The following is a 22,659-nucleotide window of genomic DNA, read 5'->3' on the forward strand; positions in this document are numbered from 1 at the left end:
CTTACTGATCCGCTATTATAAGAAGTGCTTATTATTTTATCATAATAAGCACTGTTCGTATACCAATCTGCATTTTTTTCTTCATATTATCTCTTCAAATCCTGAACTATACCTTTAGGCATGTCCCCTCTCAGAGCAAACCCAAGGTTACCTCTTCACATGCTCATGTGTAAAAAGATGATCCATACAATACTCATAATTCCCATCGCATTTTGAGCAAAAACGAAACTCCAACTGTTCATCATCCAATTCGGTTCTTCCACATATAGCACATTTATGACGGGTGATCGTATTACGTCCTCTAAACTGAGTCACATTACCCTGCTTTCGTCCCGAATTCATCTGTTGACGAAATACGGCTTTTCTCTTTATCTCACTTGGAGAAATCCTTCGATAATTCCTCGTAGCAAAGAAGAAAATCAGGAAATTTCCAATGGAAACAACCACTGGTATGATTAATAAATACTGTCTATAAATAATGTAATTCATAATATCATAGATATAGAATGCTATTCTAAACCATGCCAGATATTTAACCTTTATTGGAATGATAAAATATAACAGGATTTTTTCGTTGGGATTGATTACTGCATAAGCCAAAAACAACGTACTGCATACCACATCCAGGGAAGGTGATAAAGTAAATCCCGTAATCAAATAAAGAATCAAGGATGATAACAGATTAAACAGCACCCCTGAAAAAATATATAAGTTAAATCGAAATGCACCCCAATAATATTCTAATGCTGTACCGAAAATGTAATAAACATATACAGAAATTAATGTGAACAGTATACCTCTTAATGTAGTAATCGGAATAAGATAGGTAATCAGTCGCCATACCTGCCCCTGACGGATTAGATTAAAATTAAGAGCAAGAAATTCATATGGCAAAACTGAACCAATCACCACTCCGATTCCATATAATGCCACAATGTACTTCATTAAATTATGAATAGCATACTTACCAAATTTTCGTTCCATTTTATTAAGAATGTTCATATTACAAAACCTGTACCTTTCAAGTAAAACTAGTAAACTAGAAGACCTTCTTCTTACGGAATATCAATACAATAATCGCAGTTAATACCAATGCCGCCAGGGTAATAAGGTAGAAGCCATAGGGATTATCTTTTCCTGGTATTTCAACAAAGTTCATACCATAGAAACTCGCAATCATGGTTGGTATGGATAATACTATGGTTATGGCAGCTAAAAACTTCATCACGATATTCTGATTATTGGAAATGATGGATGCAAAGGTTCCCATAATTCCAGTCAAAATACCGTTATAAATATTAGCCATCTCAATGGCCTGTTTATTTTCAATAATCAAATCCTCCAGCAAATCTTCGTCTTCCGGATAATGCTTTATTGTTTCCAGCTTTAACATTTTTTCGAAGACCACTTCGTTTGAACGTAATGAGGTTGTAAAATAAACAAGACTTTTCTCTAACTCCAATAAATCGATTAATTCCCTGTTCTGAGTGGAAATATGCAACTTACGCTCAATCTCTTCACTTTTTCTGTCAATCGTTCTCAGATACTGAAGGAACGTAGACGCATTCCTGTATAGCATCTGCAGAATAAAGCGGGTTTTTTTATAGGTATAGAAGTCACGTACACGCCCATCAATGAAGCATTTTAATATGGATGTTTCTTCCAGGCATACCGTGATCAGATAATCCTGAGCAACAATGATGCCCAGAGGAATTGTTACATATCGATCCTTATCGTTGCGCTTTTCAAGAGAGGGAATGTCAACTAATATTAAGGTATAGTTATCCTCAACTTCAATTCTCGCTCTCTCTTCTTCATCAAGCGGTGCTCTAAGATGATCAATATCAATACCAGTAGCCTCCGCTATTTCCAATAATTCAGTCGCAGAGGGATTCGTCATTGCGATCCAGGATCCCTCCATAATTTCAGTTAATTTCAGTAATGTACCTTCGGATGTTCTGAAAATTTCGATCATAAATGCTCCTTTCTACTGCATTATGAGCAGTAAAAAGCAAAATATGCATTACGATCAAAAGGGAAAAGCTTCACCAGCCAATCGAATCATATTACGTTCACTACTCAATGCAGTATTAAAATTTCTATGCTCCTGCCTTCGTATATGACTACTACCGGGGCCAGCTTCCATCCTTACCACTCCCTTTTTTCTAAATTGAACATTACTTTCCAACAATTGATTCAAACTCATTATATGTTTTTCTGATATCTTTGTCAAACAAAAGAATATTAGAATTGTGTAATAAAACTATAAACTTATCTGGGGTATTCTACAATGTTATATTATCATCATTTTCATCAATAATCGGCATCTGAATTGTCGTTCCGGGCTGAAGATAAATGTCATCTAAATTGTTCAGCTGCATAACATCAGCAAGATTCACATTATGCTTCTTCAAAATACTTCCCATGGTGTCTCCTTCTTCTATTAAATAAGTAGTATAGTGACTGTAATTATTAGAGGGAATACTTACTGGTACACAGATTATCTCTCCCGGGAGAAGATGATAAACATTCACCATTGGATTTGCTTCTATAAGTGCTTGCAATGGAATATTAAAATGCCTGCTGACACTGTAGAGTGTATCTCCCTTTTGAATAACATAATTAATACAATACATGAAGCTTCTCCTTCCATCTGACAATGATTTCTGATAAGGCAATTATCCAATATAATATATTCATCGTCTTTCAAAATGTTCAAGAAATAATCGAAATGGAACGCTTTCGCATATACTGTATATGTTAAAATAGAATTACTTTTGCATTCAACCTAAACACAGAGCCTAAGTACCGACGCGTGCAAATTTTCCGACTCTGGATATATTTCCAGCTCTGCTCTTACGTTTATCCCATCCAATTTATCTGTTGAATTAATATGTTGAACTTTAAAAATTTGTATCGTATAATAAAGAAAGTTATCTTGATACCATATATTTACGGTAGAAGATAAATGACCGATTTACACACAAATTATGTGATAGCATTTGCTCAGGAGGGGAATGTTTGCTACCATATATAAAGAAATAGAGTATGCGATACCTAACGCAGTATTATGGAGGTTATCATGACAAACAATTATAATTTAGGAATCGATATCGGTTCTACTACGGTAAAGATTGTAATTATAAATAAAGAAGGGGAGCTTCTTTTTTCTGATTATGAAAGACATTATGCAAATATACAGGAAACTCTCGCAGGATTAATGAAAAAGGCCATGGAATTATTCGGTGACTTAACCGTATCCGCTGTTATCACAGGATCAGGCGGTCTTACAATTTCAAAACACTTGGATGTTCCCTTCGTTCAAGAGGTAGTGGCAGTTTCAACATCCTTGCAGGATTATGCTCCTCAAACTGATGTAGCCATTGAGCTTGGTGGAGAGGATGCTAAGATAATCTATTTCACGAATGGTATTGAGCAACGAATGAATGGTATCTGTGCCGGTGGTACTGGTTCTTTTATTGATCAGATGGCAAGCTTATTAAGAACGGACGCTGCCGGACTTAACGAATATGCAAAAAGCTATAAGGCAATCTATCCTATCGCGGCAAGATGTGGTGTATTTGCCAAGACGGACATACAACCTCTGATTAATGAAGGCGCTACGAAGCCGGATCTTTCTGCCTCCATATTCCAAGCCGTGGTTAATCAGACCATCAGCGGACTGGCATGTGGTAAACCAATTCGTGGAAATGTTGCATTTTTAGGTGGACCGCTCCATTTCCTAACAGAATTAAAAAATGCATTTATTCGGACCTTAAATCTCACGGAAGATCAGGTAATTGCACCGGAGCACTCCCATCTGTTTGCTGCAATTGGTGCTGCAATGAATTCAAAAGCAGATATCAACACCGAATTATCCAAACTTTATGAACGATTATCCCAGGGTATCAAGATGGATTTCGAAGTAAATCGTATGGTGCCGCTGTTCCGAAACGAAGAAGAATATAAGGAATTTCAAAAGAGACATTCTGTACATACCGTAAAAAAAGGGGATTTAAAAACCTATGAAGGAAATTGCTATCTTGGAATTGATGCTGGTTCTACAACCACTAAGGTAGCGCTGGTAGGCGAAGATGGTTCCTTACTGTACTCATTCTATAGCAATAATAACGGAAGCCCGTTAAAAACAACAATTCGATCGATCAAAGAAATATATGATATTCTGCCTGAGAAGGCTCATATTGTACGCTCCTGTTCTACTGGATATGGAGAAGCATTAATCAAGGCCGCCCTAATGCTTGATGAGGGTGAGGTCGAAACTGTGGCGCATTATCATGCGGCTGCATTCTTCGAGCCTGAGGTTGATTGTATTCTTGATATTGGTGGTCAGGATATGAAGTGTATTAAAATAAAAAATCACACCGTGGATAATGTACTTCTAAACGAAGCCTGCTCCTCCGGTTGTGGTTCCTTTATTGAGACCTTTGCGAAATCTCTTAATTACGAGGTAGAGGACTTTGCAAAGGTAGCACTCTATGCAGAAAATCCGATTGACCTTGGTACCAGATGTACGGTCTTTATGAACTCAAAGGTAAAACAGGCTCAAAAGGAAGGTGCTACTGTCGCTGATATCTCTGCTGGTCTGGCGTATTCCGTTATAAAGAATGCTCTGTATAAGGTTATAAAAATAACCAACCCGAAGGATCTTGGCGAAAAGATGGTAGTACAAGGTGGTACCTTCTATAACGATGCTGTTTTACGAAGCTTTGAGACAATATCCGGTTGTAATGCAGTTCGTCCTGATATAGCAGGAATTATGGGAGCCTTCGGAGCCGCTCTGATTGCTCGTGAGCACTATGATGGTGAGGTAAGCACCATGCTTACTATTGATCAGATTAATGAGTTAAAATTCGAGACTTCCCTTGCCCGCTGTAAGCGTTGTACGAATAACTGCTTGTTAACCATTAATAAGTTCACTGGTGGCAGACAGTTTATCACCGGTAACCGCTGTGAGCGTGGCCTTGGTAAGGAGAAGAACACAGATAACATACCAAACTTATTTGAATATAAATTACAGCGTTACTTCTCCTATTTCTCTTTACCTGAGGATAAGGCACCACGTGGTGTTGTTGGTATTCCGAGAGTTCTTAATATGTATGAAAACTATCCTTTCTGGCATACCTTCTTTACCGAATTAGGATACCGAATTATATTAAGTCCTACCTCCAGCCGAAAAATCTATGAGCTTGGTATAGAATCCATTCCCAGCGAATCAGAGTGTTATCCTGCGAAGCTGGTGCATGGGCATGTGAAATGGTTAATCGATCAGGGTGTGAAATACATCTTCTATCCAAGTATTCCTTATGAACGTAAGGAAGTGGATGGAGCTAACAACCATTATAATTGTCCTATTGTAACATCCTATCCGGAAAACATAAAAAACAATGTAGAAGAACTAAGGGATCCATCCATTGTATTTGATAATCCCTTCCTATCCTTTGAAAGTGAAGAAATTCTGCGGAACAGACTGGTTGAAATCTTTGCCGAAAAGCCCGGCATATCTGCTTCTGAGGTTAAGCAGGCCTTTACTGCTGCCTGGAACGAGCTCTCTGTTGCCAGAGATGACATGCGTAAAAAAGGTGAAGAAACCATGGCTTATCTGAATGCCTCCGGAAGGAAAGGTATTGTATTAGCTGGTCGTCCGTATCATATTGACCCGGAAATCCATCATGGTATTCCGGAATTAATCAATTCCTACGGTGTCGCCGTATTAACCGAAGATTCCATTTCTCATCTGGGTGAAGTGGATCGCCCCACTATTGTTGTAGACCAGTGGATGTACCATTCCAGACTATATGCTGCGGCATCCTTCGTACGAACACAGTCCAATCTGGAATTGATCCAGCTTAACTCCTTTGGATGTGGACTGGATGCGGTAACCACGGATCAAGTATGTGACATTCTGACGAAATCAGGTAAAATATATACCGTATTAAAAATCGATGAGGTTAACAATCTGGGGGCAGCCAGAATCCGTATCCGATCTCTGTTATCCGCTGTCCGTGAACGACAAGCAAAGCATATTGAACCAAAGGTGGTTGATACCGCTCATCACCGGGTTATTTTCACAGAAGAAATGAGAGAGACCTATACCATCCTGGCACCACAAATGTCTCCAATCCATTTTGACCTGCTTGAGCCAGCATTAAGAAGTGGTGGATATAATGTGGTAGTTTTACCAAATGATAATCGTCGTGCTGTTGATGTGGGACTTCAATATGTAAATAACGATGCTTGCTTCCCTTCCCTGATGGTTGTTGGGCAAATAATGGATGCTTTACTTTCCGGAAAGTATGACTTGAACAAGGTGGCTGTAATGATTACCCAGACCGGTGGAGGCTGCAGAGCTACCAACTACATCGGTTTCATTCGTAGAGCCTTGGAGAAAGCCGGTATGCAACAGATACCTGTAATCTCCTTAAGTGCATCCGGTCTCGAAAAGAATCCGGGTCTTAAGATTACACCGAAGCTTCTCATAAAAGCTATGGAAGCTTTGGTATATGGCGACGTATTTATGAGGGTGCTCTATCGCACCAGACCTTATGAGAAAGAACCTGGCTCAGCCAATGCTCTGCATCAAAAATGGTGTGACATCTGCATTAAGAGTCTTGAAAATGGAGGCTGGAGTACTTTCAAGAAAAACATTCGACAAATTGTGAAGGAGTTTGATGAGCTTCCAATTCATGAGGATATGAAAAAGCCGAAGGTCGGTGTTGTAGGAGAAATACTTGTTAAATTCCTACCTTCAGCCAATAACTATCTGGTTGAGCTACTTGAATCAGAGGGCGCAGAAGCGGTAGTTCCGGACCTTCTTGATTTCTTCCTATATTGTGCATATAACAATAATTTTAAAACAAGATATCTTGGCAAAAAGAAATCAAGTGCGCGCATTAGTAATTTGATTATATGGGCATTGGAAAATCTACGGAAAGAAGCCAAGAAAGCCCTGGCTGAAAGTAAACGCTTCGCTCCACCTGTTCCAATTAAAACACTGGCTGAGTATGCTGAACCGGTAGTATCTACTGGTAACCAAACAGGTGAAGGCTGGTTTTTAACTGGCGAAATGTTGGAGCTGATCCATTCCGGAGTACACAATATTGTATGTACACAGCCCTTTGCCTGTCTTCCCAATCACATCGTGGGTAAAGGTGTTATCAAGGAGTTGCGAAGACAGCACCCGGAAGCCAATATTGTTGCGGTAGATTACGATCCCGGAGCCAGTGAGGTAAATCAGCTCAACCGTATTAAGCTGATGCTGGCTACTGCAGTAAAGAATATGAATAAAGCTTAATACAGGACAGCATAAAAATGCGTTTTGTAATCCATAGAATAGAACAACCTTGTAATGGTCTGTCATTATCAAATAAATATTCGATAATGGCAAATCGATACAAGGTTGTTTTCTATAAAATGACTATGATATGGTCACTCTTGATTATCACTATCGTCATTTTTTTCCTTTTGACATTTCATGGATTTCACTTCTTTAGGGCACTTTGTTAATTCCTCCGAGAACTCATTCGTAAATTGAGCCTGATACGGTTTTGAAACCGTGCTCATATTCTTAGTAATTCTCGTTTTTGTGATATAATAAATTCCGCAGAACAATATGGTCATCACAATACCTGCTATTAACCCTGAGGTCTGTCCGGATATAAAAGGCATGCTAACGATCACAATTAGAATACTGATCAGTGCAATCCAGGAAGTATAGGGATAACCGGGCATCTGGCATTTCCCCTCTGGAGGGCATCCGTTGCATTTACGAAATCGAATGTGGGTTGCGACAATTGCAGCATAGGTAAATAACGTTGCATAACCACCCGAGCTGATTAAAAACAGATACACCCTTGGAAAGAATAATCCTGCTCCCAAACCAAGTAACATCGCTAATCCTGAGAATAAAATTCCTCGATAGGGTACATCCTTCCGATCCACTAACCACTTCGGTGCATGCCCTTCGTCGGCTATGGAACGCATCATCCTTCCGAGACCGAACATGGAAGCCAGCATGGTTGATAGAATTGCAGTAACTAATATGATATTGATAACGGAGCCTGCCCATTCCATCCCCCATTTACTCAGTGCAGCTACCATAGGGCTTACATCCTCCGTTAATTCCGTCGTTGCTATTAACGGGAGCAATACCAGGGTAGATAAAATGTATAAACCAACCAAACTAATTACCGTATATAAAATTGCTCTGGGTATTGTTTTATTTGGATTTTCTGCTTCTGAAGCGGCCAAACCAATAATTTCAAAACCAGCATAAGAGAAAATGACGATCAGCATGCTTCCGGCAATACTTTGAATTCCCCCGGGCATCATAGGTTCCGTAGCCAATTCTCCTAAGCCCACTGCGTCCACCCCGCGAATTGCTCCGACAATTAATAAAAATGCGATTACAATAAAGGCAACTACAGCAAATATCTTGACCAGCGCGAGACTGCTTTCCAGCTTACTAAGCTTATCCGCTCCCAGTAAATTGAGCAAGGTAACTCCGATAATAATAGCACTGCCAAGTAGAGGGATAGACACTCTGGGATACCATTCCCGTATTAAGATAGAGACCGCTGTTGCTTCACTGGACATGGCAAATATCATTCCAGTCCAATAAACCCAGCCTACGACAAAACCGGATCCCGGTCCAAATACTTGTGCAGTGAAAGTATAAAAAGACCCAGAATCCGGATTAGCAACTGTCATCTCTGATAATGCATAGAGAATAAAATAAACTAAGATCCCACTTAATATAAATGAAATTAAAATAGCTGGCCCTGCTGCCTGAATTGCAACTGCCAAACCCAGAAAAAAGGAACCGCCAATCACAGAACCCATCGCCATCATTGTCAGTTGCCATGCATTCAGTCCTTTATCATGTTTCTTCATAATCCTGACCTCCGACTAATATAACAGATTTATTAGCTATTATTCCTTAAATCAGGAATTACATTCTAAATTATGAAGAAAAATGACACTCAAATATCGATGCCTATTCCATAAATTTAACTTCCTTCAGGATAGGAAGAATGCGGTCCTCCGATGACTTATTCCATTCCTGATAGAACCATTCGTAGTAATGAGAATACCCATCTCTTTCCATGTTGTGTGGGTAGTCAAGCCAATCTTGTGTTCCGGACTAACCAATCTTTCTATTTCCTCCTGAATTTCTCTATTCGTCATATGCTTATATGTATCATAATGAATTACGCCATTCCTTAGCCGCTCTTTATAACCCTTCTCCTTCGAAGCAGAATATCCAAGCACCACTCCTAGCATTGGGAAGCATCTCTCCTTTGGCAGGTTCAAAAGCTCATAAATCTTATGGAAATCCCTGTATCATCATTTTACTCATTAATCCAGTCAGTCCGGTCAACTGGTTGTTTTCCTTCATTATATTGAAGGAATTTGCCAGTCTATCGGCTCTACCCCATGTTTCATTAAGAATTGATTTGCTTTGCTAAAGGGCTTACTACCAAAGAACCCACGGTAAGCAGAAAGCGGACTCGGATGGGGGGCCTGTAATATCAAATGATTTGGATTCGTCAACATCGCCCTTTTCATCTGTGCCGGTCTGCCCCATAAAAAGAATACGATAGGTCGGTCCTGTGTATTCACTGCCTGTATGACAGCATCCGTAAAGCGTTCCCAGCCTCTGCCTTGATGAGAATTAGCCTGATGAGCCCGAACCGTTAATACAGTATTCAAAAGCAATACACCCTGTTTTGCCCACTTTTCCAAGAAGCCGTGGTTCGGTATATAGCAACCCAGGTCATCATGTAACTCCTTATAGATGTTCTCTAAGGAAGGTGGTATCTCCACATCCGGCTTTACCGAGAAACACAGGCCATGTGCCTGTCCCTCATTATGATACGGATCCTGACCCAGGATGACCACTTTTACCTGACTTAATGGAGTTAAATGGAACGCATTAAAAATATCATCTGCTTTCGGATACACCACATAGTGACTATATTCAGATTTTACAAATTGATACAGCTCAGCATAATAGGGCAGGCGGAACTCTTGTCCAATCGCATCTAACCAATCATTGTTTATTGCACCCATAGGATATCCCCCTCTATTCTTAATATGGCTGTATCTATATTCTCTGGTAGAATATAGGATTATAGCGACTCCTTCTTCTAACCAGCCTAATATAGCTACAGCCATCGTAAATTCATTCTCAATTACATATATCTATTATTTATAGCCTTACACTAATTCCTCTATCTCTAAGATAATGCTTCAAATCCATAATTTCCATCTCTTTATAGTGGAATAAAGAAGCAGCCAATGCTGCATCTGCTTTCCCTTCTGTTAAGGCATCATAGAAATGCTCCATGGTACCCGCTCCACCGGAAGCAATAACAGGAACTGGTACATTCTCAGAAATTGTTCTGGTCAACTCCAGATCATAGCCATCTTTTGTTCCGTCACAGTCCATACTGGTAAGCAATATCTCACCAGCACCTAACTCACATGCTTTAATTGCCCATTCAACAGCATCGATACCCATATCCACTCTACCACCATTTTTATAGATATTCCAGCCAGATCCATCATCTCGCCTCTTAGCATCAATAGCCAACACCACGCATTGACTTCCGAATTTATCTGCTGCTTCACTGATTAAAGTAGGATTAAGGATTGCTGCGGTATTCACTGCTACCTTATCGGCGCCCTCCCTAAGTATCATCTTAAAATCATCAACTGTACGAATACCGCCTCCCACCGTAAAGGGAATAAACACGGTCTCAGCTACTCTTCGTACCATATCTATTTTAATCGTTCTGGCATCGGATGATGCAGTAATATCAAGGAAAACCAATTCGTCAGCACCTGCTTTATCATAAGCTGCACCTACTTCAACCGGATCACCGGCATCACGTAGATTGACAAAATTGATTCCTTTTACAACACGTCCGTTATGCACATCCAAACATGGAATAATTCTTTTCGTAAACATGTTATCTCTCCTATCGCTTCGTTCATCCTAATTAATCGCTATCATAAAGCTGCAAAATTCTTTAGTATAGTCAGGCCAACATCACCGCTTTTTTCCGGGTGAAACTGGCACCCAAAAATATTGTCCTTTTCAACAGAAGCATGAATGATTGTGCTATAATTCGTTGTGGCTGCAACCTCTGCTTCATTCTCAGCCTTCAGATAATAAGAATGAACAAAATATACATAGGATTGATCCGGTATTCCCTGATACAATTTAGCTCCGGGTCTGATCAATAAAGAATTCCATCCCATATGAGGTATTTTCAATCCAGGGCTATCCGGAATTTTAAGAATTTTACCTTTTAATATGGCAAGACCCTCTACTCCATCAACTTCATCACTGCTCTCAAAGAGGAGCTGCATACCCAGACATATTCCCAGAAAAGGTGTATTCTTGGAAGCCACTTGTTTTACTACGTCAACCAAATCGTAATGATGCAGTTTATTCATCGCATCGCCAAAGTTGCCAACACCTGGTAGAATTACCTTATCGGCATTCAATATTTGTTCTCTATCTCTCGTAACAATAGGTTTTTCTCCCACATACATTAATGCCTTCTCGACACTTTTAAGATTCCCTGCATCGTAATCAATGATAGCTATCATAGTTCTACATCCTTTTCTGCCTATACTTAGTTATTCATATTCTGTAAAGCAACCTCATATACTTTCTTGCTGTAATCCGCTATATCCTCCATTGATGCTATCTGAAGTGCTTCTTCTTCAGTTAAATGGAAAACCGAATCTAACTCAGATAGGATTTGATTTCTGACATAATCCATATCGTCGTCGATTCCGAGCATTGTGGCTAATTCAATATATCTGTCATATCGATTCAATCCCTTCAGTAAGGAATCCAATGCTTCCGGATACTTCTTCATTTCATAATAACTGTGATAAGAATTTAACTGCTTGTTAACATACATAACTGTCATTATCTTGTTATATAGCACCTCATCCTTTTCATCAACATCTATTCCATAGATTTCATTATAGGCTTCCGTATATTTATGATATTCAAAGTATTTGGAAGCATTATTAATATGCAGATTATAGGTAGCAACATTAGTACCAACTAATACAATAAGGGCAAGTAATCCAAAGAAGATAAATACAATCGCCGCACCTACTCGGTTGATTCTTCCTTTATCCTCATCTATTTCGTCTAGTACCTCAATTACCTCTTTGGCTTTCTTCTTCTTTTCTTGCTTCTCTTTCTTTTTAAGTGCTTTCTTTACCTTCTTGTCATCTAAAGCATCTTCCAGATTTTCTGCTCCATCTGTCGAAGAAGCATTCTCATTCTTTTTCTTTGCTTTCTTCTTACTCTTTTTCTCAGATGACTTTGAGGTTCCTCCTAATGAGAAAATCGAAGACTCATCCTCATCATCTTCCTCTATGTTAGCAAAGAGACGTTGCCAAAAGCCTTTCTTCGGCTGGTCATTCGCTTTATCTTCCTTAGCAGCCAATTCCGCCTTCATTTTCTCTTTGAGCTTTTGTTTTTTGGCTTTTCTATCCTTTTTCTCGTTTTCTATTTCAACTACTTGCTCTCCTAAGGAAGCTTCCTCCAGGCTCGGATCATCTAAATCAGTAACGACCTGTAATGCATCGGAAAATACTTCTCCGACGTCGGCAGGGAATTCTTCCTCTACAGGAATTCCTTGTAACATATTATTAATCGCCTTGACATCTGAAGCAACAGGATCATCCGGTTCTATCTGATTCAGCAGACTCAGTAAGTCCTCTTCTTCCTCAGTCTGCTCAGTAGCTTCAGTCTCTTCCAATTGCTTGGCGTCTTCTTCCCCTATCATTGTCATAGAGTCAGATAAGGGTTCTACATCCGAATCATCCACATTATTTAGAAAATCACTGATATCTCCAGGATCAAAATTCTCATCCTCAAGCAGTTCCTCTTGATTTAAAACCTGATGTAAGGCATCCGTGAGAGAATCCTCTTCTCCCTCAATTTCATTTGTATCTTCTATCTCTTCAGCTTCTAAAGTACCGGCTGTCTCCGCCTGTAAATCATCCATTGTCGAAAGACCGATACCCTCGTCTTGTTGTAACTCATCTTCCTCTTGTACCTGAGCTTCTTCACTTACTTCTGTCTCTTGCTCATCATTATGAAGTGGCTCTTCCTCCGATAACTGCCCATCCGTTAATTGTTCTTCTACTGGTTGCTCTTCTATAGATTTTTCTTCTATCGATTTTTCATCTATAGGTTTCTCATTCGTCAGTTCTTCTGTTTCAGTAGCTTCCTTTTCGACGTCACTTTTCACTTCATTATCATCCTGTGAGTGAAAATCTGATAAGCTTTGTCCATACAATTCCTCTTCACTGATAAAGTCATCATTGTTAAATTCATCGTTGTTAAATGCCTCGATGTCTGCATCAATATTGTATTCTTCAAAGTCTTCAAGATCTGCTTCGCTTACTGGAAAAATATCCTCTGACTCCTCTTCCGGTTCATGAGCTATATTATCATCTTCAGAAGCACTTCTCTTGGGTTTCGTATTCTTTTTGTAAATATCTTCTGCTCCGGGCTTCGTATCCTTTACCGAGTTTAATAAACTATCAAGATAGGATTCCTTAAGCTTACCACTTTCTTTTTCTTGACATTCAGAGCAATATTCCGTACCATCCGGGATTACTTTATTACACTGTTTACAATTCGCCATTTTAGCACCATCCAATTTTCTGTAAATGAATGCTGTTATGCCACATCATTTACTGATAATTAATCATTCGTACTACGCAAGAACCATGGTTGGATTGATCTCGTTGATAATCTTTCTAAATTCAAGTATTTCTGCCTTCAGGGTATCATTTTTATATATCCCTATAATAACATCTCTTAAACTCGTGCTGACTTTCTTACCTGGTTTTATAATGTCAGTTGTCATGATTCTTTGAATTCCCAACACACTATCAACATGGAATGCAATATTCTGATCCTTTATGCTCGTTACGATCAGCATCTCATTCTTTGCTTCATCAGAAGCTTCCAGTTTTAGACTTTTTTCTAAGCTGATAATCGGAATCAAAAAATCACGCGGCATTATGATTCCCTCGATAAAAGGATGCGCGTTAGGTATAGGTGTGGCCTTTTTATTATACGGTAGTATTTCTTTTATGTCATTAATGTCAACTCCATAAGAGAAACCCCCTACTTTAAACAGTAGTAGCTCAATTTCGACTGATTCTCCATTAAAGATTAGCTCCTTCTCCATACCCATACCTCCATAATTAGTGCCTAATCAACATTTTTCTCCTAAATAACAGGATAATCTTATTTCTATTATAATGTTAAACAAATATTTTGTAAAGGGCACAAAAACATCTTTCGAGGCTCGGGCTATAGTGAATTTTCCCCATATAGAACCAGTCCATGGTACGTGTTTTATCGTTTTTCAAAGATATTAATCACCTGAATAAATGTTGTCGCTATAAATCTCCCTGGCATCAGTATGATATAGATTTCTTCTTTCAAACAAAATCTCAAATAAACTCATATTCTATATCCTTTCGCTTTATTTCGTATTTACTACATTTTTACTTTGTTTTTTCATTATCCATAGCAAAATAGCAGTAATAACGATGAATGGAATATATTTTAAATAAAAATCATTGGTGAAGTCCCCAAAATACGAGGTCACTTGCCTTTGAATATTACCCATCGGATTATTCTCAATCATTCCGATTATTATTAATGGTAATAACATCAATCCTTGTAATATGCTAATTACCCATTTTTTCTTTAGTACTTTCCATACTATAATCGCAAATATAACCGGAAATACAACGATCCATAATAGATAACTAATGATTTCCACTTGATTTCCTCCTTGCTCTGGCTTAAGAGTGAGTCCTAATATAACGTTCTACCGATTCTCTGCATTGTTCAAGAAAGGTTTCCTCACCCCAAGTATTAATTTTGAAAAAGAGTGCCTGACTCCCTCCGGAGGTTATGGCGGATACAATGAGTTCCCTGTCATCGCCAACCAGGGTAACGTTCAGGCTTACTCTATTGCCACCTGCCACGCTGTATCTTTCATATACTCTGACTGCTATCATTGTCCGGCCTAAAGTAATGTCACTTCCGTCTTCAAAGCTGGCAGAAACACTTCCTTTGGTAATATCACTGTGTATCCATTGTAGTAGTTCATGAAAATCTCCTTGTAAATGTTTTTCATATTTAGCCATATTTTTTTCTCCTTTATTGAATAAAATTCATTATTGCGACTATTGGTATTCCGTCATAACATTTATGATTCTATTATATATACTCCTCCGATAACTACATTAGTATATGATTAACTTTGAATAAATTACAGATTAATTCAATGTTATATTACATCCGATTAATGTTTCAAATTATACCACATAAGACTAGAAAGTAAAGTAATCATTTCCTAATAGAATTTAACGTTCCATTACATAGCCCACTGTGGATCTATTAAAATAAGGTAAAATCGCAAAGCTTATTATCTATTATCATGAATTACATTAATAAAACCAGGTTGCTCCATTGACTATAATATCAATTGGGCTTCCTGGTTTTCTTTTTGACCTCTCCTATCCATTAAACTATGGATACCAGTCTGTTATGTCTGATTTCTCGCCCAGCAACGTAATACCCCAAGTCTTCCACCACTAGGTTTGTCTCCATGCTCCTGATCAAGGCATGAATAGGTATAAAGCTGTTCACATGGCATATTGGGACATTCCCCGCAATGCATGTATCCATTATTTTGACAGCATATTGCAACAGGGCATTCACCATGGAACGGATGACCTTTAGTTTCCAAGCATCCTCCACATCCACAAGTTTCTTTATATTCACATTCGTTGCACAGAAGTCCGCACCTTGATTGAACAACTGACTGTTCCTTCATTAATTCTTCCAAGTGATTTATTCCATTCGAATTCCATTTACTTGTGGTATCGATCAACATTTTGCAGGGAAAATCAGCACAAAATCCACAATGAAATAGTTGCTTATCTGCAGCACATTGATAGATGGTACAACCGCTCTCCCACATCTTAACACAACCGGCTTCTTCTCTGCATCCTGCACATTCATCGTTTACAAGGTGTTGACAACCATCGCAATACTCTCCGCATATCGTTACATTCCTCATAATAATTCTCCCATAACTAACATGTTATCCCCTTGTTCGACTGGTTAACCAGAACATATTATCTAAGACTGACACTTCTCACAATAATATATGGTACCTCCCAGATAACTCTCCTTGTGTAGTTCATAGCCACATTTTGTGCAAGGTGTAAATGCCGTCTTCTTGCTAAGATAGGTCTGATACCCTCCAAAATTGCCAAAGAGGTCCTTTTCCGTGTCTCTTCCTCCCTGTTCCGTCATATGTAAAAGTGTACCTTTGACTGTCTTAAACAGAGCTTGGAATTCCTCTTCGGAGACATCCTTCATTTTTCTCTTGGGATGTATTCCGGCCAAAAACAAAATATCCTGTAGCACTCCATTACCCAAGCCGGGTATTCTCTGCTCTGTTGCTAAAAAGGCTTTCGAAGATAATTTACTCGTCTTATCCGTTCTTAAGCCTTTAAAATATTCATAATCAAACTGATCCGTCAACGGAGAAGGCTTTTCCTTTGCTCCAATATAGTAAGGGTTGTCGAATTCACCTTCATGGAATGCCCATATCCCACCATACATCTGAATAGTACACACCAGTGCTGTTCCATCATCAAACTCTACATATAGCTGATGTTTCTTGGGTATTTTCTTAAGATCATCATAATAACGAGGTGTGGTACCATCTCCGAATACGATTCTGCAATCTTCCACATGAATTTCAATCATACCGGCTCTTGCATAGGACATACCTATGATTTTACCGGAAAGTAATTCATCATATTCTTCCGGATTGCCATAGTACCACGCAAAGGAATGTGGTGATTGATTTGCTTTCACATAGCGAATAGTTTTACCTTTAATGGTTTGATTTAACTGCTTAACGATGACAGCGCTCTCTGGAATCTCTAACATATTCTGCCCCCTCCATAATCTGGTATTTCTTTCATAATAAAACATATGTTCGATTTTGTCAATAAAATTCTATTTTATGGAATTCACAGAATTAGATAACCATTAAGCTTGTCTTAAACACTTTAGAACCCCATAGCATGCTTTACAATCTCCATGCTTTCCTTAGATGTCAGAAGCTCTAGCAATGAAAAAGCAACCCCTGCTGCCGTCTCCGGACAGTAGGAAGTGATAATATTTTTATCAATTACAATTGGCTCATTTATGACATTGACACCGAACTCTGCCAATTGTTTTTGGCGACGTCCGCCTCCCAAGTGATATGTAGTAGCGTTACGGCCTTTTAATACTCCGCTCTTTCCTAACGGCAAGGCTGCCACACATACTGTAGCAATGAACTTTTTCTTTGAGTCAAATGCCCGAATCAGTTCAAGAAAACGTTCATCATACACTTCTTCATAAAATCCAAACTCCTCAAAGCCTCCCGGAATTGCCAGAGCATCATAATCGTCCACATTAATCTCATTAATAAGCTTGTCAACGATGACAGGAATATGAAAGGTGCTGATTACTTCCTTTTGAAAGCCACAGGTTTCAACCTGAACATCATGGCCAAAATCATGTCTGGCCCACCCCAATACATCAACAAATCCACTAAACTCCATAGTTTCAAAGCCCTTTGCCAAGAATAATAACGTTTTCACGAATGCTCCTTTCAAGGTCATATACCTGATATAGTCTTATCGAAATATAGTGTATTCCCTAACAAAGAATCATTTTACAAATCAATTTCTTCTCCAGCTGAAATAATTAAACGATTCTTTGCCTTGAATTTTTCTGCCATAGCCATATCGAATAAATCTAGCGGCTTCATATGAATTGGAATAGAATGCTTTGCAGCTACTGTATCAGCTGCCTTTGTTGCCTCTTCTGGACCCATATTATAGATGCCGTCAATCGGATATAGGGCATAATCCAAATTCAACGCGGCAAATTCTTTCATTTCCTCCGTTGTTGAAGTGTCGCCCGCAGCATATACTTTAACATTGTCCACCGTAATGATATAGCCCACTGACTCCTCTCGCTTATGATTGGCGTTGTATGCGGAGACAGCTTGAATCTCAATATCCTTTACCGTGAATTTCTGATATTTACTGTTAACTAATGCATCGTTATTCTGGATTATTACCACATCTGATTTCTTTTTAACAATTCCTAGTTGATTGTGATCTCCATGCTGATGGGTTACCAGGATTAAATCCGCTGCCTGATCATACCCTTCACCAGCAAAAGGATCTACATAAATTACAGTCCCCTTATTACTTGTAATACGAAAACTTCCATGTCCTTGAAATAATAATTTAGCCATTTTATACTCCCCTTTTTAATATATAATTTACCGCCCGTTATTTAGCGGTAGTAAACCTAATCTGCCTAACTGTTCCTTCGGCACACTCGATCACTTTCGTAAATCCAATATCGCCGATATATTCATGGGTATTCCTATCTTTAATTGCAGAAAAATACTTTGCTCTATTTGATTTATTGGCTTCCTTTCGAATCAAAACCTATCCGTATTAATCATTATCATGACATATCCTCCACGCCTGTCCATAGTTCGAACATTGTCAAGCTCATAAAACTAGCAATTCTCTTCTATCCATTTCTGTAATTGCGCAACATATTCCGGTTTATGAATATAATGTTCGCACCCCTCCAAGACAGTAAGATTGGAGTGATATTTCGATGTAAATGCATCAACTACCTCTCGTTCCGTAAGATTATCCTCAGAACCATATATTATCGAAGTTGGTACATCCCACTTGATAATCGGATTTTCTTTTACATAGCAGTAATAATCCCAGTATAGCGTTTCGCCCATTGGCGTCGGTATTTCCTTTTGATTTTTTAGTGTTTCTTCAGATATTTGAAACCACTTCATCATATTCCTGATTAAACGTTCCATGTCAAGAATGGGAGAAATCATCAGACATTTTTCCAAAGGATAGTCATTATAAGCCAACAAGCTAAAATATGCTCCTAAGCTACTACCAATAACACTAATATCATCCCATCTTTGCTGTACATAGCTTCCTATGCATTTTAGATCATGTACACCATTCCATACATGGCATTGATAATCAGGTATATTCTTTCGCTCTCCATGCTCCGGCAGGTCAAAGCTTAGAACCTGGTATCCTTTCGCTGTGGCTACTTCCGAAAATCCCTCTGCATCTTCTTTACATGACATTTTTCCATGAACAAAGATATATATTTTGCTGCTTTTCTCTCCCCATATAATAGCTGGTATTCCATCAATATCTATTCTTTCTTGTCTCATCCCTTGTTCTCCTGAGTCATTTGTTTTTAACTGATACTATTTTCGTTTAAACGATTGGATTTCATTACATTAAACCTTTGAACATGCTCTATCCCAAATTATAACACATATGTAAAATGATGAAAATATACTAGTTTTTTTATAAATAAAATCCGACATATTTATCTAACTCTAATACTTAAGATTGTCGTAAAAAATAACTTAATTAAGGGGCTGTCGCACTAAGTAATTAGTGCGACAGCCCCCAGTTAAACCCTATATTTATGTGATTTTATGTATCATCCAACCGTTTGGTTTTTCAGCAGGGTGCTGATGAGTTCTGCTCGACTACCTACATCATATTTTGAAAAAATATTCCTTGCATGTGTTTTTACAGTACTCTCACTGATAAACAAAGCCCCGGCAATTTCGCGATTGGATTTGCCTGAAAGGATTAGCTGCAATACCTCTTGCTCCCGGACGGTCAGCGGGTCAAGAGTTTTAATTTGACGAACAATGTCAGTTTGCTGTGACTGACTCATATTGTCATAAGCGGCAAGGTAGGCATGGCTTTTCAGCAGTAAAACAAGCTGATGGTTCAGCGGCGGCAGCATAACCAGTGTAACGCAAACCACAGTAAGGGCAATCACCGCAACCTCCGCACTGGGAAGCCCAATGGATGTTACGGTCATTCCCAAAACGCCTCCGCAAAGCACGCCGAATACATTGGCGGAAAGCCCAATACCAAAGGTATGTGCAGGGTTGTCGCTATAATCCAGCATTTCTCCAAGGATGCTCCACCAAAACAGATCGAAAATACCGCAAGCACCGAGCATCAGCGTATCCACAATCAGATAGTCGGAGGTGTTTCGCCCTAACAGCATAAAGCTGATGAACGCTCCCATAATCATTGCCATCCCGATATACAAAATTCTGGAACGATTTGCTTTCATAGGCAGGTTGCGCATAATGGCGAGCGCTACGATATAAGGCACGGCCCAATACCAGCTCACCAGCCCCGTCAGATGCTCAAAAGCGGGGTTGATGACCTGATACATCAGTCCTGAATTAATTGTTATGATGAAGACAAAAAGGCACAGCAATATTAGCGGGGTTTTAATGCCGCCAGGGGTCTTATTTATAAATGTTTTGTTCTGCTCATTCTCCTGCTCCAACGGCAGCATCCAAATAAACACCGCTCCGATTACAAGACAAAGCATAGAGAGGCCAAGCCCGATAAAGGTTGACCGGTTCATGGCAATTACGTTGACTGCAATCATCAGCAAATTGGAATAAATCAGAGCATCGGCGCAGGATTTAATGCGCTCGTTTTTGGGTGTAAAGGCTCTGAGAAAAAACCCCCATGACGCCACCGCACAGCCGCTAAAGTATCCGCTGACAATCAAGCCGCCCATCCATAGAGCGGGGAGAGGAAAAAAGAAGGGGACAGTGGCGGCTAAGCATAAGCCCATGCCGCCGAGCATCATGCTTTTGGCGGCCGCCTGCGACTTGACAAACAGGCCGCAGGTAAAAAGCCCCGCGAAATGCGCGATAATTGCAGCCAGTATGTAACGGTAGGCGTCTGTTCCAATCAGATCCAGCAGGCTGTACAGCACCTGCCCCTCAAACTGAAACGACAGAATATAGGCAAAGAGAAATGAGAATCCGGCAACAGAAAGCCTGCGGGCATTTAAAGTCTTAAATCTGTTCATTTGATAGCCTCCCGCTCATCGGAGGCTCCGCCTTTTTTAACCCATTCGTCTATATCAGCAGCTTTGAAACGCCAGAGTTTTCCCACCTTTGATGCGGGCATACCGCGCTGATCAATCCAACGCATGACCGTGTGGCGCTTCACGCCAAGATAATCGCAGGCCTCTTGCAGGGATATCCATCTGTATTGAATGTTGTTTTCTGGCATGGCAAGCACCTCGCTTTCTTTCAAAGGCATATGACTAATCATGTGATAATGATACTCCAGACAAGGCATAAAAGCAATCTCTATTGTAGTTTTATGTAGTATTTAGTTGTTTAGCGAATATGGCTCCCCAATAATTGCCTTGCAAATTTTAATAAATTATTATTCCATTTTAATTTTCTCCAGCATTTCTTCTCCCGTAATTTTCCCATCAAGGTAATCACTTCGAGCCTGACATGCCATCTTTGCCCACTTGGAGAATTTCTCCAAGGACATGTCCTTGCCGCTAAACTCTTCTGGCAATTTACCGTCCGCACGGTAACGGCGAGAGTACACCTTGTTGTACTCGGTCAGGAAAGCGAGCAAATAATCGTTTCCCTGCATGCCCTGATCATAAAACAGCTTTGCTCCAACCTGTTTGCAGGTGCGATTGCCGTTATAAGGCCGGTCGCAAAAATCCCGCTTACGTTTATCGGTCAACACAAAATAGCGACTACACAGTTTGCAACGCTTAACGAACCGTGCATTTTTCAGCATTTCGGTAAACTCATAATAAAGCAGCTCATCCAAATACTCAAATAAATAGTATGGCATCAGACTGACGCCCTCGCCATCTTGGTGCATGATTTCCAAAAGCTCGTCTGTTTCCCGTAGATTCCAATCATGGATATCCTTAAGCGTATCCATATCCACCTTGCCATTTTTCTTCGGCAGCAACTCGTATTTTATTTTCACAGCAACCTCGGCAAAGCCGGGGTACTCCGATACAAACTCACAAAGCCGCTGGGACATTTCCTTGTCCGAGTGGCTTTCTTTATCTAAACAGGTGGTAACCGCTTTCGTGCATACCTCCTGTAGCTCTAAAATGTGTTCCAATTCATCGATGCAGGTTGTAAGCGGTCTGAGCAAGGCGGCCTCAAATTCGTTTTTGGCATGAATGGGTTCTTTCAAAATGTTGTTCAGTAAGCCCACTAAAAAGAAATAAACATAGCGGTGCTTGTCTGCAATGGTTTCCGCAACATCAAATATTTTGTTTCTGATTGACTGGTAATTTTCCATAATGAGCGGAATGGCTTTCGTTTCGGTGAGCAATGTTGTGTATTTCTCGAAATCCATTTCCACAAATTCAATCAGTCCATTTCCAATAAACTTTTGCGCGTACTGAGTCACCTTGTCCGGATAGGCATAAGCCATGGAGTAAAACAGCTTATCGCTTCCCTCGAAAACTTTGATCAGTGGATATTGTTCCATAGGCGCTCCTCTCGCAAATAATCGATTTTCCTCAAACCAGCGTTTCTGCGATTCGCTGTGTATTTCTGTTTCTGGATATAGGACAATGGTATCACAAGGAATAGAAGTTTTCAATATTCGATT

The 22,659-nt window shown here is 39.5% G+C and carries 21 protein-coding genes; 1 reads left to right on the forward strand and 20 read right to left on the reverse strand.

The genetic code is table 11. The annotated features are described in order from the left end of the window. Window positions 1-147: 147 nt before the first annotated feature. The 3 genes from H0486_RS12530 to H0486_RS12540 all read right to left on the reverse strand — a co-directional run bounded on the left by H0486_RS12530 (window position 148) and on the right by H0486_RS12540 (window position 2,636). Complete coding sequence (locus H0486_RS12530; protein WP_228353318.1) at window positions 148-1,002, reverse strand: rhomboid family intramembrane serine protease; 855 nt, start codon at window positions 1,000-1,002, stop codon at window positions 148-150. A gap of 37 nt (window positions 1,003-1,039) precedes the next feature. Further along, window positions 1,040-1,975: a magnesium transporter CorA family protein gene (locus H0486_RS12535; RefSeq protein WP_228353319.1), complete on the reverse strand. Its 936-nt coding sequence runs from the start codon at window positions 1,973-1,975 to the stop codon at window positions 1,040-1,042. A 310-nt stretch (window positions 1,976-2,285) separates the two neighbouring features. Further along, window positions 2,286-2,636, reverse strand: coding sequence for a LysM peptidoglycan-binding domain-containing protein (locus H0486_RS12540; protein ID WP_228353320.1), 351 nt, complete (start codon window positions 2,634-2,636; stop codon window positions 2,286-2,288). 446 nt (window positions 2,637-3,082) lie between these two features. On the opposite strand from H0486_RS12540, the gene H0486_RS12545 reads away from it, so the two are divergent. Next, window positions 3,083-7,312: a 2-hydroxyacyl-CoA dehydratase gene (locus tag H0486_RS12545; RefSeq protein ID WP_228353321.1), complete on the forward strand. Its 4,230-nt coding sequence runs from the start codon at window positions 3,083-3,085 to the stop codon at window positions 7,310-7,312. A 134-nt stretch (window positions 7,313-7,446) separates the two neighbouring features. Here H0486_RS12545 and H0486_RS12550 read toward each other — a convergent pair whose 3' ends face one another. The 17 genes from H0486_RS12550 to H0486_RS12630 all read right to left on the reverse strand — a co-directional run bounded on the left by H0486_RS12550 (window position 7,447) and on the right by H0486_RS12630 (window position 22,536). Next, entirely contained in the window at window positions 7,447-8,910 is a 1,464-nt protein-coding gene (locus H0486_RS12550; RefSeq protein WP_228353322.1) for an amino acid permease, read from the reverse strand. Between the two features lie 126 nt (window positions 8,911-9,036). Beyond that, window positions 9,037-9,300, reverse strand: a complete 264-nt coding sequence (locus H0486_RS12555) for a hypothetical protein (protein ID WP_228353323.1) — start codon at window positions 9,298-9,300, stop codon at window positions 9,037-9,039. Between the two features lie 114 nt (window positions 9,301-9,414). After that, the gene (locus H0486_RS12560) at window positions 9,415-10,089 is read right to left on the reverse strand and encodes a uracil-DNA glycosylase (protein ID WP_228353324.1); all 675 of its coding nucleotides are present in this window, start codon (window positions 10,087-10,089) and stop codon (window positions 9,415-9,417) included. A 139-nt stretch (window positions 10,090-10,228) separates the two neighbouring features. Next, window positions 10,229-10,990 carry an imidazole glycerol phosphate synthase subunit HisF gene (hisF, locus tag H0486_RS12565; protein ID WP_228353325.1) on the reverse strand — a complete coding sequence of 254 codons (762 nt, stop codon included), beginning with the start codon at window positions 10,988-10,990 and terminating at the stop codon, window positions 10,229-10,231. Between the two features lie 41 nt (window positions 10,991-11,031). Next, window positions 11,032-11,637, reverse strand: coding sequence for an imidazole glycerol phosphate synthase subunit HisH (gene hisH, locus H0486_RS12570; RefSeq protein WP_228353326.1), 606 nt, complete (start codon window positions 11,635-11,637; stop codon window positions 11,032-11,034). Window positions 11,638-11,663: 26 nt separating this feature from the next. Further along, window positions 11,664-13,706, reverse strand: coding sequence for a hypothetical protein (locus H0486_RS12575; RefSeq protein WP_228353327.1), 2,043 nt, complete (start codon window positions 13,704-13,706; stop codon window positions 11,664-11,666). Between the two features lie 72 nt (window positions 13,707-13,778). Beyond that, window positions 13,779-14,258 (reverse strand): chemotaxis protein CheW, encoded by a 480-nt coding sequence (locus H0486_RS12580; RefSeq protein ID WP_228353328.1) that lies wholly within the window; start codon window positions 14,256-14,258, stop codon window positions 13,779-13,781. Between the two features lie 300 nt (window positions 14,259-14,558). Beyond that, complete coding sequence (locus H0486_RS12585) at window positions 14,559-14,861, reverse strand: hypothetical protein (protein ID WP_228353329.1); 303 nt, start codon at window positions 14,859-14,861, stop codon at window positions 14,559-14,561. Between the two features lie 22 nt (window positions 14,862-14,883). Continuing rightward, on the reverse strand, window positions 14,884-15,231 hold the full coding sequence (locus tag H0486_RS12590) for a DUF6054 family protein (protein WP_228353330.1): 348 nt from the start codon (window positions 15,229-15,231) through the stop codon (window positions 14,884-14,886). 401 nt (window positions 15,232-15,632) lie between these two features. Then, complete coding sequence (locus H0486_RS12595) at window positions 15,633-16,169, reverse strand: DUF3795 domain-containing protein (RefSeq protein WP_228353331.1); 537 nt, start codon at window positions 16,167-16,169, stop codon at window positions 15,633-15,635. Window positions 16,170-16,231: 62 nt separating this feature from the next. Further along, on the reverse strand, window positions 16,232-17,053 hold the full coding sequence (locus H0486_RS12600) for an endonuclease VIII (protein WP_228353332.1): 822 nt from the start codon (window positions 17,051-17,053) through the stop codon (window positions 16,232-16,234). A gap of 122 nt (window positions 17,054-17,175) precedes the next feature. Beyond that, complete coding sequence (locus H0486_RS12605; protein WP_228353333.1) at window positions 17,176-17,754, reverse strand: DJ-1/PfpI family protein; 579 nt, start codon at window positions 17,752-17,754, stop codon at window positions 17,176-17,178. 74 nt (window positions 17,755-17,828) lie between these two features. Beyond that, complete coding sequence (locus tag H0486_RS12610; RefSeq protein WP_228353334.1) at window positions 17,829-18,419, reverse strand: MBL fold metallo-hydrolase; 591 nt, start codon at window positions 18,417-18,419, stop codon at window positions 17,829-17,831. Window positions 18,420-18,692: 273 nt separating this feature from the next. Beyond that, window positions 18,693-19,391, reverse strand: a complete 699-nt coding sequence (locus H0486_RS12615) for an alpha/beta hydrolase (protein WP_228353335.1) — start codon at window positions 19,389-19,391, stop codon at window positions 18,693-18,695. A gap of 278 nt (window positions 19,392-19,669) precedes the next feature. Beyond that, window positions 19,670-21,082 (reverse strand): helix-turn-helix transcriptional regulator, encoded by a 1,413-nt coding sequence (locus H0486_RS18470; protein ID WP_323163547.1) that lies wholly within the window; start codon window positions 21,080-21,082, stop codon window positions 19,670-19,672. After that, window positions 21,079-21,330: a helix-turn-helix domain-containing protein gene (locus tag H0486_RS12625; protein ID WP_228353336.1), complete on the reverse strand. Its 252-nt coding sequence runs from the start codon at window positions 21,328-21,330 to the stop codon at window positions 21,079-21,081. The genes H0486_RS18470 and H0486_RS12625 overlap by 4 nt, the downstream gene beginning before the upstream one ends. A 117-nt stretch (window positions 21,331-21,447) precedes the next feature. Further along, window positions 21,448-22,536, reverse strand: coding sequence for a DUF6076 domain-containing protein (locus H0486_RS12630; protein ID WP_228353337.1), 1,089 nt, complete (start codon window positions 22,534-22,536; stop codon window positions 21,448-21,450). Between the last annotated feature and the right edge of the window lie 123 nt (window positions 22,537-22,659).

It is taken from the genome of Variimorphobacter saccharofermentans, from assembly GCF_014174405.1.
GTDB classification, from domain to species: domain Bacteria; phylum Bacillota; class Clostridia; order Lachnospirales; family Lachnospiraceae; genus Mobilitalea; species Mobilitalea saccharofermentans.

Coding starts and splice junctions, on each gene's coding strand:
- H0486_RS12530 (WP_228353318.1), bottom strand. CDS start 1,002: ATGAACATTCTTAATAAAATGGAACGAAAATTTGGTAAGTATGCTATT.
- H0486_RS12535 (WP_228353319.1), bottom strand. CDS start 1,975: ATGATCGAAATTTTCAGAACATCCGAAGGTACATTACTGAAATTAACT.
- H0486_RS12540 (WP_228353320.1), bottom strand. CDS start 2,636: ATGTATTGTATTAATTATGTTATTCAAAAGGGAGATACACTCTACAGT.
- H0486_RS12545 (WP_228353321.1), top strand. CDS start 3,083: ATGACAAACAATTATAATTTAGGAATCGATATCGGTTCTACTACGGTA.
- H0486_RS12550 (WP_228353322.1), bottom strand. CDS start 8,910: ATGAAGAAACATGATAAAGGACTGAATGCATGGCAACTGACAATGATG.
- H0486_RS12555 (WP_228353323.1), bottom strand. CDS start 9,300: ATGCTAGGAGTGGTGCTTGGATATTCTGCTTCGAAGGAGAAGGGTTAT.
- H0486_RS12560 (WP_228353324.1), bottom strand. CDS start 10,089: ATGGGTGCAATAAACAATGATTGGTTAGATGCGATTGGACAAGAGTTC.
- hisF (WP_228353325.1), bottom strand. CDS start 10,990: ATGTTTACGAAAAGAATTATTCCATGTTTGGATGTGCATAACGGACGT.
- hisH (WP_228353326.1), bottom strand. CDS start 11,637: ATGATAGCTATCATTGATTACGATGCAGGGAATCTTAAAAGTGTCGAG.
- H0486_RS12575 (WP_228353327.1), bottom strand. CDS start 13,706: ATGGCGAATTGTAAACAGTGTAATAAAGTAATCCCGGATGGTACGGAA.
- H0486_RS12580 (WP_228353328.1), bottom strand. CDS start 14,258: ATGGAGAAGGAGCTAATCTTTAATGGAGAATCAGTCGAAATTGAGCTA.
- H0486_RS12590 (WP_228353330.1), bottom strand. CDS start 15,231: ATGGCTAAATATGAAAAACATTTACAAGGAGATTTTCATGAACTACTA.
- H0486_RS12595 (WP_228353331.1), bottom strand. CDS start 16,169: ATGAGGAATGTAACGATATGCGGAGAGTATTGCGATGGTTGTCAACAC.
- H0486_RS12600 (WP_228353332.1), bottom strand. CDS start 17,053: ATGTTAGAGATTCCAGAGAGCGCTGTCATCGTTAAGCAGTTAAATCAA.
- H0486_RS12610 (WP_228353334.1), bottom strand. CDS start 18,419: ATGGCTAAATTATTATTTCAAGGACATGGAAGTTTTCGTATTACAAGT.
- H0486_RS12615 (WP_228353335.1), bottom strand. CDS start 19,391: ATGAGACAAGAAAGAATAGATATTGATGGAATACCAGCTATTATATGG.
- H0486_RS18470 (WP_323163547.1), bottom strand. CDS start 21,082: ATGAACAGATTTAAGACTTTAAATGCCCGCAGGCTTTCTGTTGCCGGA.
- H0486_RS12625 (WP_228353336.1), bottom strand. CDS start 21,330: ATGATTAGTCATATGCCTTTGAAAGAAAGCGAGGTGCTTGCCATGCCA.
- H0486_RS12630 (WP_228353337.1), bottom strand. CDS start 22,536: ATGGAACAATATCCACTGATCAAAGTTTTCGAGGGAAGCGATAAGCTG.